Here is a 17,895-nt window from a genome sequence, read left to right as displayed (position 1 = left end):
AGCCTAGGAGGAGGGGGGGACATCGCGGACGATGTCGACGTCCGTCAACCGTTCCAGCAGTTCCGCCCCGTCATCGCCGGTCACCCACGGCACCCCGGCGGCGCTGTGATCGTCGACCGCCGTGCGGCCACCCGCGAGGACCGCTTCCGCCGGTGTCAGCCGCCGGATCGCGACCGCCGCGACCTGTTCGGGATGCTGGATCGTGAACTGCGTATAGATCTCATCGTCGTGCTGCCCGTCGTCGCCGATGAGGAGCCAGTCGATGTCGGGGAACTCGTCGGCCAACCGGCGAAGGCTCTCCTGCTTGTGCAGCTTGCCGCTGCGGAACCAGCGGTCGTGCGTCGGCCCCCAGTCGGTGAGGAGCATCGCGCCCATCGGGAACAAGTGCCGCCGCTGGAACCGGACGAGCGTCGGCGCGACGTTCCAGGCTCCCGTCGACAGGTACAGGACCGGCGACCCGGGGTTCTCGCGGGCGAGCCGTTCGAGCAGCACGGCCATGCCGGGCACCGGCTGCCGGGCGTGCTCGTTGAGGACGAAGGAGTTCCACGCCGCCACGAAGGGGCGGGGGAGGGCCGTCACCATGACGGTGTCGTCCACGTCCGAGATGATGCCGAATCGGATGTCGTCCCCGACCACGAACACGCGCGCCTCGACGGGCTCGGCCTCCTCGACCCGCATCGTGACCGTCTGCCATCCGGGCGGCAGCGTGGCGGGCAGGACGGCGTCGATCACGCCGCCGCGGTCGGCGGTGACCTCGTGCGGCACACCGTTCACGGTGACGGTGACCGTCGCGTGTGCAACCGGGACCGATGCGAAGCTGCGCCATCCGCGCACGCCCGCGTAATCGCCGCGTTCGCGCCTCTTGTCCTTCGGGGGGATGAGGACCCTGCCGAGCACCCGCACCCACTGGGTGCTCCCGTACCCCGGGAACGCGGCGACGGTCGCCGTCCGCCCGCGTGCGCGGGCGCGTTTCTCGCGCCACGCGTGGAACCTGTACTCCAAGCGCGCGAGCCAGAGCACCTTCATCGGGGGCGAAGCGGGGGAAGCCATCGCTTCAGTCTTTCACGTCGTCGGCGTCGACCCCGGCGGGCTCCTCCTCGGCGAGGTGACGGGCCTCGCGCGCGCTGATGAAGCGCTTCGCGACGTAGACCAGCAGGAGGAACGCCGCGATCACGCCGACGAACAGGTACCCCGCGTAGTGCAGGTTGTCGGAGAGCTCGCGGTAGCCTTCGGCGGCCGCCGCCGCCACCGATACGTAGGCGACGGACCACACGGCGCACGCGGGCACGGTCCAGGCGAGGAACCGCCGGTAGGCGAAGCCGCTCATCCCGACCGTCAGCGGTACCAGGGAGTGCAGGACCGGCAGGAACCGCGACAGGAAGATCGCCGGCCCGCCCCGCCGCCGCAGGTACAGCTCAGCGCGCGCCCAGTTGCGCTCACCGATGAGCCGGCCGACGCGGGAGAAGCGGATGCGGGGACCCAGCCAGCGGCCCAGCGCGAAACCGATGCTCTCGCCCGCCAACGCTCCGATGAGGACCGCCGCGACGAGCCACGCGCCCTCGGGGAAGGTGTCGACCGCCGTGCCGGCGACGATCACGATCGAGTCGCCGGGGACGATCAGACCGACCAGAACGCTCGTCTCGAGCATCATGGCGACGCCGGCGACGATCGTCCGCACGACCGGGTCGACAGCCTGAACGGTGCCGAGCAACCAGTCGAGGATCTCGTTCACGACCTCAGATTATCCGCCGTCTACCCTGAAGGGATGTCGAGTGACCTGCCGCACCGCGTCCTCTCGGGGTGGGTCGATCCTGCGGTCGCGTTCACGGGGCTGTTCGCGGCGGGCGACGCCTTCTGGCTCGACGCCGGTCCGGACGCGTCCGACGGATGGAGCTGGGTGGGCAGCGGCATCCCGTCGTCCTCTCCACGCGACGTGATCGTCGCGGGCAGCGGTGACCGCGCCGCGGGGCCGTTCCGCGGCGGCTGGGTCGGATGGGCCGGGTACGACGCCGCGGCGGCCCGGGCGGGTGCGCCGGCCGCGGTCGACGCGGGCCCGGAAGAACTCTGGCTGCGCGTCGAGCGGATGCTCGGGTTCGACCACTCCTCGCGTCGTGTCCTCGCCTTCGCCCCGGCCGATCAGTTGGCCGCGTTCGTGTCCGAAGTCGAATCGGTCGCCGAGTCGCCGCTGCCGTCGGTCGGTCCTGCTCCACAGGTCGAGGTCACCGTGCGCCACGAGCCGGGGGAGTACGCGGAACTCATCGAGCAGTGCCGGGACGAGATCCGCGAGGGGCGCGCGTATCAGCTGTGCCTGACGACGCGGTTCGAGACGGCGGCATCCGTCGATCCCGTGCACACCTACCTGCGGCTGCGCGCCGCGACGCCCGCCCACCACGGCGGGTTCCTCCGCAGCGGCGGGTGGGCGCTCGCGAGCGCGTCGCCGGAGCAGTTCCTCGCCGTGGACGACGGGATCGTCCGCACTCGCCCCATCAAGGGAACGCGCCCGCGATCCGCGGAGGCGGAGCGCGACACGGCTCTCGCGGCGGACCTGCGCGCCAGCGTCAAGGAGCAGGCCGAGAACGTGATGATCGTCGATCTGATGCGCAACGACCTGCAGCGGGTCTGCGTCCCCGGGTCGGTGGCGGCGGAACGGCTGCTCGAGGTGGAGTCGTACCCGGCGGTGCATCAACTGGTGAGCACGGTGGCGGGTCGGCTGCGCCCCGGGACGACCGTCGGCCAGCTGTGGGATGCCGCGTTCCCGGCGGGGAGCATGACGGGCGCGCCGAAGCTGTCGGCCATGCAGATCCTGCACCGGCTCGAGGCCGCGCCGCGCGGGGTGTTCTCGGGATGCTTCGGGTGGATCGGCGACGACGGCGGGGTGGACCTCGCCATGGTCATCCGCTCGATCGTGGTCCATCCGGACGGCGCGTACGTCGGCGCCGGAGGGGGGATCACCTGGGGGTCCGTCGGCGCGGATGAGGTCGCGGAGGTGGGGATCAAGGCCCGGGCACCGCTCCGCGCCTTGGGGGCGGACCTGCCTCCGGGCTGGTGAAAGTCCCGGTCCGCTAGGCTGAAACGGCGCTTTCGCGCGCCCTCCCGACTTTGCACGATTGGTTCACCGTGTCCTCCAGCACCTCCCACGACGCATCGACTCCCGAGCAGACGAGCTTCGACTCCCGCGCCATCCAGACCAAGTGGCAGACCCGGTGGGCGGAGGCCGACCCCTTCAAGGCGGGCGGCGACGAGGACACCCGACCGCGCAAGTACGTGCTCGGCATGTTCCCCTACCCCTCGGGCGACCTGCACATGGGGCACGCCGAGAACTACGCCTACGTCGACGCGGTCGCGCGGTTCTGGCGCCACCGCGGCTACAACGTCCTGAACCCGATCGGCTGGGACTCCTTCGGCCTGCCCGCCGAGAACGCGGCCATCAAGGGCGGTGCGGGCTCGGATCCCCGAGAGTGGACGTACAACAACATCGCCCAGCACAAGACGAGCTTCCGCGCGTTCGGGTCGTCCTACGACTGGAGCCGCGTGCTTCACACGAGCGACCCCGAGTACTACCGCTGGAACCAGTGGCTGTTCCAGCGCCTCTTCGAGCGCGGTCTCGCGTACCGCAAGCAGAGTGCCGTCAACTGGTGCCCCAACGACCAGACGGTGCTCGCCAACGAGCAGGTCGTCGACGGTCACTGCGAGCGGTGCGGGTACGAGGTCGTCAAGAAGAAGCTGACGCAGTGGTACTTCAAGATCACCGAGTACGCCGACCGTCTGCTCGATGACCTGAATCAGCTCGAGGGGTTCTGGCCGCACAAGGTTCTGCAGATGCAGCGCAACTGGATCGGCCGATCGGTCGGTGCGGACATCGACTTCGAGATCGAGGGGCGCGACGAGAAGATCACCGTCTTCTCCACCCGTCCCGACACGCTGCACGGTGCGACCTTCATGGTCGTCGCCCCCGACTCCGACCTGGCTGCCGAGCTCGCCGAGGGCGCCTCGCCCGAGGTGCAGCAGCGCTTCCGCGACTACCTCGACACGGTGCAGAAGACGAGCGAGATCGAGCGGCAGACCGCCGACCGTCCCAAGACGGGTGTCTTCCTCGACCGCTTCGCGATCAACCCGATCAACGGCGAGCGTCTGCCGATCTGGGCGGCGGACTACGTCCTCGCCGACTACGGTCACGGCGCCGTCATGGCCGTGCCCGCTCACGACCAGCGCGACCTGGACTTCGCCCGCGCGTTCGACCTTCCGGTGAAGGTCGTCGTCGACACGACGGCGCCGGTCACGGGCGCCATCCCGGTCATCGAGGTCGACGAGGACGGTGTGCCGATCGGTGATGACCTCGAGTCGATCGACCCCGCTCGTACCGGCACCGCGCTGACGGGCGACGGGCGCCTGATCAACTCGGGTTCGCTCAACGGTCTCTCCAAGCGCAACGCGATCGCGCGCGCGATCGAGGAGCTCACCGCGGCGGGCACCGGTCGGGCCGCGAAGACCTACCGCCTGCGCGACTGGCTGATCTCGCGCCAGCGCTTCTGGGGCACGCCCATTCCGATGATCCACACCGAGGACGGCCGCATCGTGCCCGTCCCCGACGAGCAGCTGCCGGTCGTGCTGCCCGACGCGAAGGGTCTCGACCTGAAGCCGAAGGGCACGTCGCCGCTGGGCGGCGCGACCGAGTGGATGACGACGGTCGACCCCGAGACGGGGGAGCCGGCGCTCCGCGACCCGGACACGATGGACACGTTCGTCGACAGCTCGTGGTACTTCCTCCGCTTCCTGGCCCCGAACGGGGCGACGGAGCCGTTCCCGACGGCCGAGGCATCCAAGTGGGCCCCGGTCGACTCGTACATCGGCGGCGTCGAGCACGCGATCCTGCATCTGCTGTACGCCCGGTTCATCACAAAGGTCCTCTTCGACATGGGCCTCGTCGACTTCACCGAGCCCTTCACGAGCCTCATCAACCAGGGCATGGTGCTGCTCGATGGATCGAAGATGTCGAAGTCGAAGGGCAACCTCGTCGAGTTCGCGTCGAGCATGGACGACCCGGGAGCGGATGCCGTGCGTGTCGCGATCGCGTTCGCCGGGCCCGTGGAGGACGACATCAACTGGGAGGACGTCTCGACGACGGGTGCCCAGAAGTTCCTCGCGCGCGCCCTGCGGATCGCCGCGGACGTCGCGAGCCCCACGGATGTCGTCTGGGCCGAGGGCGATGCCGCTCTGCGCCGCGTCACGCATCGCCTGTGGGCCGATGTCGTCGGCCTCGTCGAGCAGTCGAAGTTCAACGTCGTCGTTGCGCGCCTCATGGAGCTCGTCAACGCGACCCGCAAGACGATCGACTCGGGCGCCGGTGCGGCCGACCCGGCGGTGCGCGAGGCCGCCGAGGCCGTGGCGATGGTCCTGGACCTGTTCGCCCCGCACACCGCGGAGGAGATGTGGGAGATCCTCGGCTACGAGCCGTTCGTCGGTGTGGTGCCGTGGCGTCAGGCCGACCCGACGCTCCTCGTCGAGGAGTCCGTCACGGCGGTCGTCCAGGTCAACGGCAAGGTGCGCGGCACGCTCACCGTCCCCGCGAAGATCTCGGGCGAGGAGCTCGAGCAGCTCGCGCGCGCCGACGAAAAGGTCCGTCGTGCGATCGGCGACAAGGAGATCACGCGCGCCGTCGTCCGGGCGCCGAAGGTCGTCAGCTTCACCGTCGCGTGAGTCCGGCCGCGGGCGGCTGGAGCGGTGGCGTCGCGATGCGCAGATTCGGATATCGTTCGCGGGACCTCATCCGACTGCGACGATTCCTCCACGACACGCGATCCGTGATAGCCGTCCACGGCTGACGGGCGGCGGATGATCGCGCACGTGGCCGCGGGCGATCCTCGACGCATGGGTGCGCAGACGGTGCCGGTGTCGCGTCGCCGGCTGGGGATCGGTGCCGCCGTCGCCCTCGTGGTCGTGGTCGCGGCGGTCACGATCGCGATCGGCATCGTCCGGACCGGGGCGGAGGCTGCGGTCGAGACCGTGCCGGATGCCGTGTCCGAGACCGTGGCCCCCGCGACCGTTTACGTGCACGTGTCGGGCGAGGTCGCCGAGCCCGGGTTGTACCGGCTCGACGAGGGCGCGCGTGTCGTGGATGCGGTCGCCGCCGCCGGGGGATTCACCGATGCGGCATCCCGCGAAGGCGTCAACTTGGCGCGACCCGTCAGCGACGGCGAACAGCTCGTGGTTCCCGCCGAGGGGGAGGAGGAATCGGATGCCGCGGGTGCGACGGCGCCCGAGGGCGACGGTCGCGTGAACCTCAACACCGCGGACCTCGCGGCCCTCGACACCCTGCCGCGCGTGGGTCCCGCGATCGCGCAGCGGATCCTCGACTGGCGCGAGGACAACGGCCGCTTCACGAGCGTGGACGACCTTCTCGCGGTCCCCGGCATCGGCGAGAAGATGCTCGCCTCGCTCCGCGACCTGGTCACGGTGTGAGTGTCCGGACGGCGCGACGCCGCGACCTGCGTCTGCTCCCGGTCGCCGGCACGGCGTGGGCGGGTGCGGGGGCGGCGATCACGTTCCCGGAGCACGCGGTCGTGTGGGCGGTCGTCCTGTGGGGCGTCGCCGTCGCGTTCCTCGGTGTCGCGCTGCGCCGCGCGAGACCCACGGCGCTCGCGCTCGTCGCGGTCTCCCTCGCCGTGGCGGCGGCTGCGGCATCCCACGTCGCGCTCGCGCAGCCGGCGCGGGACGCACTGGCCGGTCTCGAGGTCGACGGGGGCCGCAGCGTCACGTTCGAGGTCGACGTCGTCGGCAAGGTGGAGCGCTCCGCCACGGGGTACCGCTTCGATGCGATCACGCGGTCCGCGACCGTCGGCGATGACGACCGGGCGGTGTCGGCACCCGTCGTCGTCCGCGCGCCCGAGCGTGCACCGGGTCTCGACTTGGGCGCTCGCGCGACGGTCACGGGCACGGCGTTCCGGGCGGACCCCGGCGACCGTGCGGTGCTCGTCGTCGAGGCATCCGCCCTCGTCGTCGACCGGCCTCCCTCGGGCCCGTTGGGCGTGGCCGCGACGTTGCGCACCGGTCTCGTGTCGGCCGTCGACGGGCTGCCCGATCCCGGCGCGGGCCTCGTCCCCGGACTCGCCGTCGGCGACACCTCGGCCGTGAGCGACGAGCTCGACCAGCAGATGAAGGCATCGTCGCTGTCCCACCTGACGGCGGTCTCCGGAGCGAATTGCGCGCTCGTGGTCGGGATCGCGTTCGGTATCGCAGCGCTCTGCGGGGCGCGGCGCGGCATCCGCGTCGCAGCCGGGCTCGTGACGCTCGTCGCGTTCGTCGTCCTCGTCTCGCCGGAGCCGAGTGTCGTCCGAGCGGGCGCGATGGCCGCGATCGCGATGCTCGGCCTGCTGCTCGGGCGGATCGGCGCGGGTGTCTCGGTGCTGTCGGCGTCGGTGTGCCTGCTCCTCGTGCTCGATCCGTGGCTCGCGGCATCCCTCGGGTTCGCACTCTCGGCCGTCGCGACCGGATCCTTGCTGCTGTTCGCGGGACCGCTTGCCGACGGACTGTCGAGGTGGATGCCGTCGCCCGCCGCACTCGCGCTGTCGGTGCCGCTCGCCGCGCAGCTGGCCTGCGGGCCGCTGCTCGTGCTCATCGAGCCGACGGTTCCCCTCGTCGGGGTGCTCGCGAACCTCCTGGCGGGTCCCGCCGCGCCCGCGGCCACGGTGCTCGGCCTGCTCGCCTGCCTCGCGTTGCCCGTTCCGGTCCTCGCACAGGGGCTCGCGGCGATCGCCTGGCTGCCCGCGGCCTGGATCGCAGGGACGGCGGACCTCGCCGCACGCCTGCCCGGGGCATCCCTGCCCTGGCTCGAGGGGATGCCGGGACTCCTCGCACTCGCCGCGACAGGAGCGGCGATCGGGGCGGTGATCGCGGCGCGGCATCCCCGTCTGCGGCGCGTGGCGGCGTGGAGTCTCGCCGGCGTCGTCCTCGTGGTCGCCGCCGCCGGCCCGGTGCGGACGCTGCTGGACCGCACCCGCGTGCCGGACGCGTGGGCGATCGCGGCGTGCGAGGTCGGGCAGGGCGACGCGGTCCTGGTCCGTGAGGGCGACGCCGTCATGCTGATCGATACCGGACCCGAGCCTGCGGCGTTGGCGGGATGCCTCGACCGGTTCGCGATCGACCGCGTCGACATCCTCGTGTTGACCCACTTCGACATGGACCACCGTGGCGGCGCCGACGCTCTGCTCGGGCGCGCCGATCTCGTCCTGCACGGCCCGGTCCCCGATGCGGAGGCCGCGGACCTGCTCGCGCGGTTCACCGCGCGCGGCGCCCGGACGCAGCAGGTGTCCGCGGGCCAGAGCGGCGCGCTGGGGGAGTGCCACTGGCGCGCGCTGTGGCCGAAGCCGCGGGATCCGGTCTATCCCGCCGGGAACGACGCGAGCGTCATCATCGACGTGACCGGATGCCGCGTCCCCGACGCGATCTTCCTCGGCGACCTGTCGGCTCAGCCGCAGCGCTCCCTCGCGGCGACGGGCGCCGTCGATCGCCGCTATTCCGTCGTCAAGGTCGCCCACCACGGCAGCGCCGACCAGGACGCCGGCCTGTACCGCGATCTCGACGCTCGCGTCGCCCTCGTCACCGTGGGCGAGAACACATACGGCCATCCCCGGGACGAGATCCTCGATCTCCTGCACGAGGAACAGGCGACCGTCGCGCGCACCGACACCTCCGGCGACCTCGTCGTCTGGCGCGGCGACGCCGGCCTGCGCCTCTGGCGCTCGCGCGAGGGCTGACGCTCCCGTCACCGTCCGCCGCCCTCGGTAGGCTGGACACCATGCCGAGCCCCCGTCGTCCCGCCGCGAAGACGACGAAGTCGGCGATCCCGCAGATCTCCTGGCGGGCGCCGCAGCCGGCACCGGTCGTGCTCGTCTCCGGTCCCGAAGAGGTCTGCGCCGAGCGGGCGACCGCCGGCATCCGCGATTACCTGCGCGCCGAGGATCCGAGTCTCGAGGTCACCGACGTCCGCGCCGACGACTACGCGCCCGGCACGCTGCTGGCCGTTTCGTCGCCGTCGCTGTTCGGCGAGCCGCGGCTCGTCCGGGTGTCGGGCGTCGAGAAGTGCTCCGACGCCTTCCTCGCCGAGGCGATCCGCTACCTCGAGGCGCCGCAGGACGGCGCGACGATCGTCCTCCGCCATACCGGCGCGAGCGTCCGCGGCAAGAAGCTGCTCGACACGATCCGCGCGGGCGTCGGCGGCGGTGTCGAGATCGCCTGCCCCGCCGTCAAACGCGACTCCGACCGCTTCGACTTCGCCGCGGGCGAGTTCCAGGCCGCGAAACGACGCATCGCCCCGCCCGCCCTCCGTGCCCTCGTCTCTGCGTTCTCGGACGATCTCACCGAGCTCGCGGCCGCCTGCCAGCAGCTCATCTCGGACGTCGAGGGCGACATCACCGAGCAGGTCGTCACCCGCTACTACGGTGGTCGCGTCGAGACCACCGCGTTCGCCGTTGCAGACACGGCCATCGCGGGTCGCTACGGCGACGCCCTCATCACCCTCCGGCACGCTCTCGCCTCGGGCGCCGATCCGGTCCCGATGGTCGCCGCCATCGCGTCGAAGCTGCGCACCATGGCGCGCGTGGCCGGCTCCCGCGAACCGTCCGGCGCCCTCGCCGCGCGCATCGGCATGAAGGACTGGCAGGTCGACCGGGCCCGCCGCGACCTCGCCGGCTGGACGGAATCGTCGCTCGGCATCGCCATCCAGGCGGCCGCGCGAGCGGATGCCGAGGTGAAGGGCGCCTCGCGCGACGCCGTCTTCGCGGTCGAGCGGCTCGTCACCGTCGTCGCGACGCGCGCGCCCTACGGCGCCTGAGACCACGCCCGGGAACGACGAAGGCCCGCCCCCAGGGGGACGGGCCTTCGGAAGAGTTGCGGCTCAGAGAGCGGCGACCTGCTTGGCGATCGAGGACTTGCGGTTGGCCGCCTGGTTCTCGTGGATGACGCCCTTGCTGACGGCCTTGTCGAGCTTCTTGGTGGCCTTGAGCAGCGCCTTCTCGGCAGCGGCCTTGTCGCCGGCCGAGATGGCCTCACGGGTCTGACGGACGACGGTCCGCAGCTCGCTCTTCACGGCCTTGTTGCGCTCGCGGGCCTTCTCGTTGGTCTTGTTGCGCTTGATCTGCGACTTGATGTTCGCCACGTTCGACGTATCTTTCGTTCGGAGTTATCGGTTGGAAGTGCCGGCGACAGAAGAGGGCTGTCACGCAGCGGTCGTGTGAGGGAGGAACCCACACGCAAGCCAAAAACCGATTCTATCAGGTGCGCGCCTCATCCCGAAGTCGGCCGGTCCCGCGCCATCGTCGCCAGCGCCAGGTCCACGATCGCGTTGAACACACGGGGCCGCATCGCGGTGACGAGATGGGATGTCCGGGGCACGACGATGAGCTCCGCCTCGGGCTTGAGCTTCGTGAACAGGCGCTCGTTGAGCCGCAGCTGGTCCCACTGCCCGTTCACGAACCACATCGGGACCGAGATCCGCTGCAACGCGACCACGAGATCGAGGACCGACAGGCTGCGCAGAGCGATGTCCTGCGTGTCGTACGCGTAGCCGCCGGCGCCGAAGTCCGCCCGCGTCTCAGGTGGGAGCGTCCGGTCGAGCACGAGGTCGGCGAGCGGCTGACCGCGTCGGGGCAGGCGATCGAACCCCCGCGCCAGTGCCCGATAGATCGCGAGTCCGGCGCCGCGGGGGATCGACGTGCAGCCGGCGGCGATGAACGCATCCACGGGCGGGGGCTCCTCACGGCCCATGTACTCGATCGCCACGAGCCCACCCATCGAGTGCGCGACCAACAGCACGGGGCCGCGGGCCGCGGCATCCCTCACCGCGGTGTCGATCGTCTCGAACGCGCCGTCCAGCGTGAACGTCTCGCTCATCCGGCGACCGTGCCCCGGCAGGTCGACGGCGATCGCGCCGACACCCGCCGCGGCGAGATGCTCCACCTGCGCGCGCCACATCGTCGCGGAAGTCCGGATGCCGTGCACGAACACCACCTGAGGCGTCATCCCCTCAGCCTACGAATCCGGAGACCCTTCGACGCGAGAACGGGGGCGGATCCATGGATCCGCCCCCGTTCCGGTCCGTCCGGTCAGAAGAGGACGCGGACCTTCACCGGCGTGCTCTCCGATCCCTCGGCGACGGTCGGGTCGTCGGGGACGAAGGTCGCCGTGTAGGTGTGCGTCCCGCGGGACAGCCGGCCGAGCGTCGTCGACGCGGTGCCGCGGCGGACCTCCGCCGTCGCGATCACGGTGTCGCCCTCGCGGAACTCGACGACGCCCTCGGCGCGGCCGCCCTCCTGCGTGACGATCGCGACGAGCGTCGTGGGCAGGAACCGGTTGATGTGGACCGGCGTGACGGCCACCAGACGCGTCTTCGTCGCCGCGGCGGGCTCCGCCGCCTCCTCGACGGTGACGGGCACCTGCACGACCGTGCCGCTGGGGGCGGCGGTCACGGTCAGCTGCGCGGCGCCGGCGGGCGTTCCGGCGGGCAGGGTGACGCTGACGGATGCCGCGCCCTCCGACACCGGCGCCGTGCCGAGCACCTGCTCGCCCAGGCTCACCGAGACCTCGACGTTGGCGGGAGCGCCCTTGCTGGTCAGGTCGAGCCCGGCCACCTGGAACGACACGGTCTCGCCCGCCGCGACCGTCTCGGGCACGCCCGAGACCTGCACGCCGTGCTTCGCGAACGAGGGGGCGACGGGCGAGCCCTCGGCGAGGTAGTCGACCCACGCTTCGTAGTCGAGCAGACCCGTGTCGACGTAGTCCTCGCCCTCCGTGAAGGCGCGGAAGTTGTCGCCGCCGGCCGCGAGGAACGAGAACGTGCCGATGCGGTAGGTCCCTTCGGGATCGATCGGAGCCCCGTCGACCGTCACGGACGTGATGCGCTCACCCTCCGGCAACGCCGGGTCGTAGGTGTACGAGACGTTGTCCGAGAGTCCCAGCTGCAGGTAGGGGCGCTGGGGGACGTTGCCCGCGGCATCCCGCTGCCACTGCTGCTCGAGCATCGTCGTGAACTCCTCACCCGTGAGGGTGACCAGCGCGAGCGTGTTGTTGAACGGGAGCACCGCGTTCGCCTGGCTGAACGAGATCGATCCGTCCGCGAGACCCGCGACCGCACCGGCGCCGAACTCGGCCTGCGTGTCGAACAGATCGGCGCGCAGACCACCCGGGTTGGTGACGCCGATGACGGCGCCGTTCGGCAGGTCCGCGAGGCTGTCGCGGAGCATGTTGGCGACGGTGTTGCCGAGCGTCGACTCCGCCGCCCGGTTGTCGCGCGATCCGCCGGTGTAGACACCGTCGACGTACGATCCGCCGCTGTAGGCGGTCGTGATGTCGCCCGAGACCTGACCGACTTCGGTGTTGCCGACCGCGGCGGCGTTCGCCAGCGCGGCCTTCGTGATGCGGTCGACCTCCGCGACCCGCGGGTAGGCGGCGACGAGGTCGGCGGCGGGGGTTGTCGTCCGGGCGACGTTGCGCTCGGTGTGCGCCGAGACCTCACCTGTGGCGGCATCCACCGTCAAGGTGATCTCACCGATCTTGGCGCCGTACGAGCCGGTCTGCACGACGGGACGCGTCCGGTCCGTGCCGGGAATCGGTGCCGACCACGCGTACTCCTTGTGCGTGTGACCGGTGAAGATGGCGTCGACCTCGGGGGAGGTGTCCTCGATGATCGCTCCGAAGGCGCCGCCCGCGGCGACCTCCTCCTCGAGGGTCGCGCCGTCCGGCGTGCCGGCTCCGGCGCCCTCGTGGTAGAGCGCGACGATGACGTCCGCCTCGCCGTTGGAGGCGTCGCCGTCGGTCAGCTGCGCGGCGACGCGGTTGACCGCCTCGACCGAGTCGCCGAAGTCCACCGACTCGATGCCGGTCGGCGTGACGAGCGTCGGGGTCTCCTCCGTGACGGCGCCGATGACGCCGACCGTCAGTCCGTCGGCCTCCAGCAGCGCGTACTCGTCGAGCGCCGGGGTCGTCGTGCCCTTCTCGTAGACGTTCGCACCCAGTTGCGGCGCGTCGAACGCGTCCGACACCCGACCCGACAGGTCGGCGAAGCCGCGATCGAACTCGTGGTTGCCGACCGCGCTCGCCTGCAGACCCAGGGCGTTCAGGACGTCGATCGTGGGCTCGTCCTGCGCCACGGACGACGCGAACAGCGAGGCGCCGATGTTGTCGCCGGCCGACAGGAACAGGGTGGGCCCGGATGCGGCCTTCCGCAGCTCTTCGACGGTCCCCGCGAACGCGACGGTGTTGCCGTCGATGCGTCCGTGGAAGTCGTTGATCCCGAGAAGGGTCAGCTGCACGGGGGCGGCATCCGCGTCCATTCCGACGATGACCGGATCGTGGTCGCTCGAACGGAACGGGTCGGCCGAGTAGAACTCGGTGCCGTGGGTGCGGAAGCGGCTGTACTCGAGGGCGATCGACTCTCCGGAGTTGATGTTCCAGATGTCCGCGCCGGTGGCGCGGGCGAGCGCCGCCTCGTTCAGCAGGACGTGGTCGAGCGAGCCCGAGAGCCCCGAGAAGCTGTACGACGACGAGTCGAGGTCGAACGCCTGCTCGGCATCCGCGTACCCGGCCTCGTAGAGCACCTGCAGCGGGTCCTCCTGGCTGTACGAGTTGAAGTCGCCGGCGAGGGCCACCGCATCCACGTCGCCCTGGATCTCCGCGACCCAGTCGCGCAGTGCGGTCGCCTGACGGACCCGCGACTCGTTCGAGGATCCCTGACCGTCGCCCGTGTCGGCGTCGCCGGGCCACGGACCCGCGGAGCCCTTGGACTTGAAGTGGTTGACGACGAACAGGAACGGGTCGCCTCCCGCGGCGGGCTCGAACACCTGCGCGAGGGGCTCCCGCGCGTTGCCGAACGCCTCGCCGTCGGCGCTCTGGTCACCGAGGGCGCGCGCGGCGCCCACGGGGGAGACGAGGGCGGGCTGGTAGATGATCGCGTTGGTGATCACGTCCTGCTCGGATGCCGGGGGGAGATCCGCCGACGAAGGAACGAAGGCCCAGGTGTCGGCACCCGCCTCCGCGTTCAGCGCGTCGACGAGCGTGGCGGTCGCCTCATCCTTCTCCTCGCCGAGAGCGGCCGAGTTCTCGATCTCCATGAGACCGATCACGGCGGCATCCACCGAGGTGATGGCCTCGACGAGCTTGGTCTGCTGACGCTCCAGGTCGGCGGCGTCCCACGCGCCGCGCTGGGCGCATCCGTCACGGACGGTGACGCCGTCGCCGAACCGGTCGGGGTAGGCCTCGCAGCTCGCCGAGTCCGTGCCGAGGGTCGTGAAGTAGTTGAGGACGTTGAACGACGCGATCGACAGGTCCCCGCCGACGTCCTCCGGCGCGTCGGTGCGGACGTTCTCGAAGACGACCTCGTCGGCTCCCGTGCCGTCGCCGACGAGCGGCTCGGTCGGGTTCAGCTTCCACGTGCCGTTGCGGTAGTCCACGATGAGCGGCGCCGAGAAGGTGACGCCCCCGCCGACCGTCACCGGCTCGGTGAGCGAGACGTAGGCGGGGGTCAGCGCGCGGTTGGCGCCCGACGTGTAGTCGATCCCGGCGCCGTCGTCGAGGCGCACACCGCGCGCGGCGTTGTCGGCGGCCACCGCGGCCGCGGCGTCACTGCCCGGGCGGGCGGCGTCGGTGGGCTGACGCAGAGGGGTGTCGCCGGCAGCCAGACCCACCTCGCCGAAGCGGTTCGTGCTGTAGGTGTCGCTGACGGTGAACGCGCCTTCCGGGGCGACGAGCATCGACTCGAGCGACTCGCGCTGCGCCGCCGTCGTCGGCCAGCCGACCGTCGCGGGCGTGGGAGCCGCGGCGTCGTCGATGACGTCGGCGTCGCCCGGCTCCACGGTGATCTCGGTCAGCCCGTCGAACTCCGACACGACGCCGGTGACCGACACGGTGTCGCCGAGCGCGACCTCGCGGACGGCGCCCGGGGCGTAGACGAAGACGGCGTCCGACGCGGTGTGCGCGTCGAGATCGAGTGTGCCGCCCGTGCCGGGCGTCTGGATGACGTAGCCGTTGTAGCCGCCGGTGGGATAGTGCGCGGTGACCACGCCGGTGGTGGTGACGGTGCGGCCGGTCAGCGGGGACGCATCCGTCGTGCCCTGGATCTCGGCGATCGTCGCCGCCTGCGGCTCGGGGTCGGGCTCCGGCTCGGGGTCGACGTCCGCGCCGAGCCCGGTGGGCGTGGGGGCGCCGGCGGCGAAGTCCGCCGCGTTGTCCGCGGTGTTCGAGGCGTCCTCGTCGCGGGAGACGCTCGTCGCGTTCGAGGTCCCGGGCGCCGGCGCGGAGCCGGCGAAGGCCGAGGCGGTGCTGCCCCAGCCGACCAGGTCGACGACCTGGTCCAGATCGGCGATCCCGGTGCTGCCGGTCAGTGCCGCCTCGGTGGACACGAGGGCGACCTTGGCGCCGCTGCCGCTCATCGCGATCGAGCCGTCGACGTCGGCCTCGAACGCGGGGAGCGACGTGTTGCTCCCGAAGGCCTGACCGATGAGCAGGTTCTCGCCGGCGGGGAGGTCGACGTCGCCGAGCTTCGTCACCTGCCAGGTGGCACCGGTCGCAGAGGCGTACTGCACGCTGAACCCGCTGAGGTCGACCGTCTCGTCGCCCGTGTTGGCGAGCTCGATGAAGTCGCGGTTGACGGCGGCGCCGCTGTTGCCGCCGCCGCCGTACACCTCCGAGATGACGACGGGCGCGTCGGCCGACACGGCGGCGTTCGCCGCGCTCGGCACGAGGGCGAGACCCGCGGCCGTCACGGCGGTGACGGTCAGCAGGGCGCCGGTGCGGCGAAAGGCGGACGGTGAGGCGTGCGCAGGAACGGGTGGGTTCGACACGGTGGGATCTCCCGAAGCGGCACGGGCGCGGGGCTTATCGCGCAGGAACCGACCGCCACATTGAGCATTCGGTCGGTCTCGCGGCCCCGCAAGTGTCAGATCGGTTAACTCTTTCTCATGCGGCGGGCCACTGGCGTGTCGCCGCCGTGGCGGGTTATGGTTCCCGATCGTCGGGGCTGGCGCCCGGCCCCGCGCCGGTAGACTCGGCTGGTCATGTCACCCCGCGCCCTTCAGCCCCTGCAGCCCGCGGCCACGCCGCCCGCGCAGCTCCGCAACTTCTGCATCATCGCCCACATCGACCACGGCAAGTCCACCCTGGCCGACCGCATGCTGCAGATCACCGGCGTGGTCGCCGACCGCGACATGCGTGCCCAGTACCTCGACCGCATGGACATCGAGCGCGAGCGCGGCATCACCATCAAGAGCCAGGCGGTCCGGATGCCGTGGGCCACCGCCGACGGCACGTTCGCCCTCAACATGATCGACACGCCCGGCCACGTGGACTTCACCTACGAGGTCAGCCGCTCCCTCGCCGCCTGCGAGGGAGCGATCCTCCTCGTCGACGCGGCGCAGGGCATCGAGGCGCAGACCCTCGCCAACCTCTACCTCGCCCTCGAGAACGACCTCGAGATCATCCCGGTCCTCAACAAGATCGACCTGCCCGCGGCGGACCCGGAGAAGTACGCCGCCGAGCTCGCGAACCTCATCGGCGGCGACCCGGCCGACGTGCTCAAGGTGAGCGGCAAGACCGGCATGGGGGTCGAGGCCCTCCTCGACCGCATCGTCGAGCGCATCCCCGCACCCGTCGGGGATGCCGACGCCCCCGCCCGGGCCATGATCTTCGACTCGGTCTACGACGCCTACCGTGGCGTCGTGACGTACGTGCGGATGGTCGACGGCAAGCTCGAGCCGCGCGAGCGGATCCAGATGATGTCGTCGAAGGCGGCCCACGACCTCCTCGAGATCGGGGTGTCGAGCCCCGAGCCCGTGCCCACCAAGGGTCTCGGCGTCGGCGAGGTGGGCTACCTCATCACCGGTGTGAAGGACGTCCGCCAGTCCAAGGTCGGCGACACGATCACCAACCACCGCAAGCCCGCATCCGAGGCGCTCGCGGGGTACACCGACCCGAAGCCCATGGTCTTCTCGGGCATCTACCCGATCGACGGCAGCGACTACGCCGAGCTCCGTGAGGCGCTCGACAAGCTGAAGCTGTCGGATGCCTCGCTGCAGTACGAGCCGGAGACCTCGGTCGCCCTCGGGTTCGGATTCCGCTGCGGCTTCCTCGGTCTGCTGCACCTCGAGATCATCACCGAGCGCCTCGCGCGCGAGTTCGGACTCGACCTCATCACGACCGCGCCGTCCGTGACGTACGAGGTGATGACCGACACCGGCGAGACCGTGACGGTGACGAACCCGTCCGAGTACCCCGACGGCCGCGTCGCCGAGGTCTCCGAGCCGGTCGTGAAGGTCGGCATCCTCCTGCCGAAGGACTACGTCGGCACCGTCATGGAGCTCTGCCAGTCCCGCCGCGGCACCCTGCTCGGCATGGACTACCTCAGCGAGGACCGCGTCGAGCTGCGCTACAACATGCCCCTCGGCGAGATCGTCTTCGACTTCTTCGACCACCTGAAGTCCAAGACGCAGGGCTACGCGAGCCTCGACTACGAGCCGGCCGGTTCTCAGACCGCCGACCTCGTCAAGGTCGACATCCTGCTGCAGGGCGAGAAGGTCGACGCGTTCAGCTCGATCGTCCACCGTGAGAAGGCCTACGCCTACGGGACGATGATGACCGAGCGGCTGCGCAAGCTCATCCCGCGTCAGCAGTTCGAGGTCCCCATCCAGGCCGCGATCGGCGCCCGCATCATCGCCCGCGAGAACATCCGCGCGATCCGCAAGGACGTCCTCGCGAAGTGCTACGGCGGTGACATCACCCGTAAGCGCAAGCTGCTGGAGAAGCAGAAGGAGGGCAAGAAGCGCATGAAGATGGTCGGCCGCGTCGAGGTCCCCCAGGAGGCGTTCATCGCCGCGCTCTCGGGAGACGTCGAGGGCAAGGACAAGAAGTAGG

The 17,895-nt window shown here is 71.0% G+C and carries 11 protein-coding genes; 6 read left to right on the top strand and 5 right to left on the bottom strand.

Features of this window, described 5'->3' with window-relative positions; all coding sequences use genetic code 11:
• Window positions 1-3 precede the first annotated feature (3 nt).
• A complete protein-coding gene (locus ACPEH0_RS03760; RefSeq protein WP_359918883.1) occupies window positions 4-1,050 on the bottom strand; it encodes an App1 family protein in 1,047 nt (348 codons plus the stop codon).
• A 4-nt stretch (window positions 1,051-1,054) separates the two neighbouring features.
• A complete protein-coding gene (locus ACPEH0_RS03755; RefSeq protein WP_366212978.1) occupies window positions 1,055-1,732 on the bottom strand; it encodes a DedA family protein in 678 nt (225 codons plus the stop codon).
• Window positions 1,733-1,765: 33 nt separating this feature from the next.
• Between ACPEH0_RS03755 and ACPEH0_RS03750 the strand changes: the two genes are divergently transcribed.
• The 5 genes from ACPEH0_RS03750 to holA all read left to right on the top strand — a co-directional run bounded on the left by ACPEH0_RS03750 (window position 1,766) and on the right by holA (window position 9,829).
• Window positions 1,766-3,049: an anthranilate synthase component I family protein gene (locus ACPEH0_RS03750; RefSeq protein ID WP_217531476.1), complete on the top strand. Its 1,284-nt coding sequence runs from the start codon at window positions 1,766-1,768 to the stop codon at window positions 3,047-3,049.
• A 68-nt stretch (window positions 3,050-3,117) separates the two neighbouring features.
• On the top strand, window positions 3,118-5,697 hold the full coding sequence (gene leuS, locus ACPEH0_RS03745; protein ID WP_366212979.1) for a leucine--tRNA ligase: 2,580 nt from the start codon (window positions 3,118-3,120) through the stop codon (window positions 5,695-5,697).
• Window positions 5,698-5,868: 171 nt separating this feature from the next.
• Window positions 5,869-6,459: a ComEA family DNA-binding protein gene (locus tag ACPEH0_RS03740; protein ID WP_217531539.1), complete on the top strand. Its 591-nt coding sequence runs from the start codon at window positions 5,869-5,871 to the stop codon at window positions 6,457-6,459.
• On the top strand, window positions 6,456-8,753 hold the full coding sequence (locus ACPEH0_RS03735; RefSeq protein ID WP_366212980.1) for a ComEC/Rec2 family competence protein: 2,298 nt from the start codon (window positions 6,456-6,458) through the stop codon (window positions 8,751-8,753). The genes ACPEH0_RS03740 and ACPEH0_RS03735 overlap by 4 nt, the downstream gene beginning before the upstream one ends.
• 41 nt (window positions 8,754-8,794) lie before the next feature.
• Complete coding sequence (holA, locus tag ACPEH0_RS03730; RefSeq protein WP_217531473.1) at window positions 8,795-9,829, top strand: DNA polymerase III subunit delta; 1,035 nt, start codon at window positions 8,795-8,797, stop codon at window positions 9,827-9,829.
• Window positions 9,830-9,892: 63 nt separating this feature from the next.
• Here holA and rpsT read toward each other — a convergent pair whose 3' ends face one another.
• From rpsT to ACPEH0_RS03715, 3 genes are all read right to left on the bottom strand, one after another.
• Window positions 9,893-10,153, bottom strand: a complete 261-nt coding sequence (gene rpsT / locus ACPEH0_RS03725; protein ID WP_064002194.1) for a 30S ribosomal protein S20 — start codon at window positions 10,151-10,153, stop codon at window positions 9,893-9,895.
• 128 nt (window positions 10,154-10,281) lie between these two features.
• Window positions 10,282-11,016: an alpha/beta fold hydrolase gene (locus tag ACPEH0_RS03720; RefSeq protein ID WP_217531472.1), complete on the bottom strand. Its 735-nt coding sequence runs from the start codon at window positions 11,014-11,016 to the stop codon at window positions 10,282-10,284.
• 83 nt (window positions 11,017-11,099) lie between these two features.
• Window positions 11,100-15,830 carry an ExeM/NucH family extracellular endonuclease gene (locus tag ACPEH0_RS03715; RefSeq protein ID WP_366212981.1) on the bottom strand — a complete coding sequence of 1,577 codons (4,731 nt, stop codon included), beginning with the start codon at window positions 15,828-15,830 and terminating at the stop codon, window positions 11,100-11,102.
• A gap of 213 nt (window positions 15,831-16,043) precedes the next feature.
• Between ACPEH0_RS03715 and lepA the strand changes: the two genes are divergently transcribed.
• A complete protein-coding gene (gene lepA, locus ACPEH0_RS03710; protein WP_064002191.1) occupies window positions 16,044-17,894 on the top strand; it encodes a translation elongation factor 4 in 1,851 nt (616 codons plus the stop codon).
• Window position 17,895 lies beyond the last annotated feature (1 nt).

Origin of the sequence: Microbacterium sp. NPDC079356, assembly GCF_049545465.1 — a bacterium.
GTDB classification, from domain to species: Bacteria; Actinomycetota; Actinomycetes; order Actinomycetales; family Microbacteriaceae; genus Microbacterium; species Microbacterium gawkjiense.
This window is presented reverse-complemented; position numbering and strand designations above follow the sequence as displayed.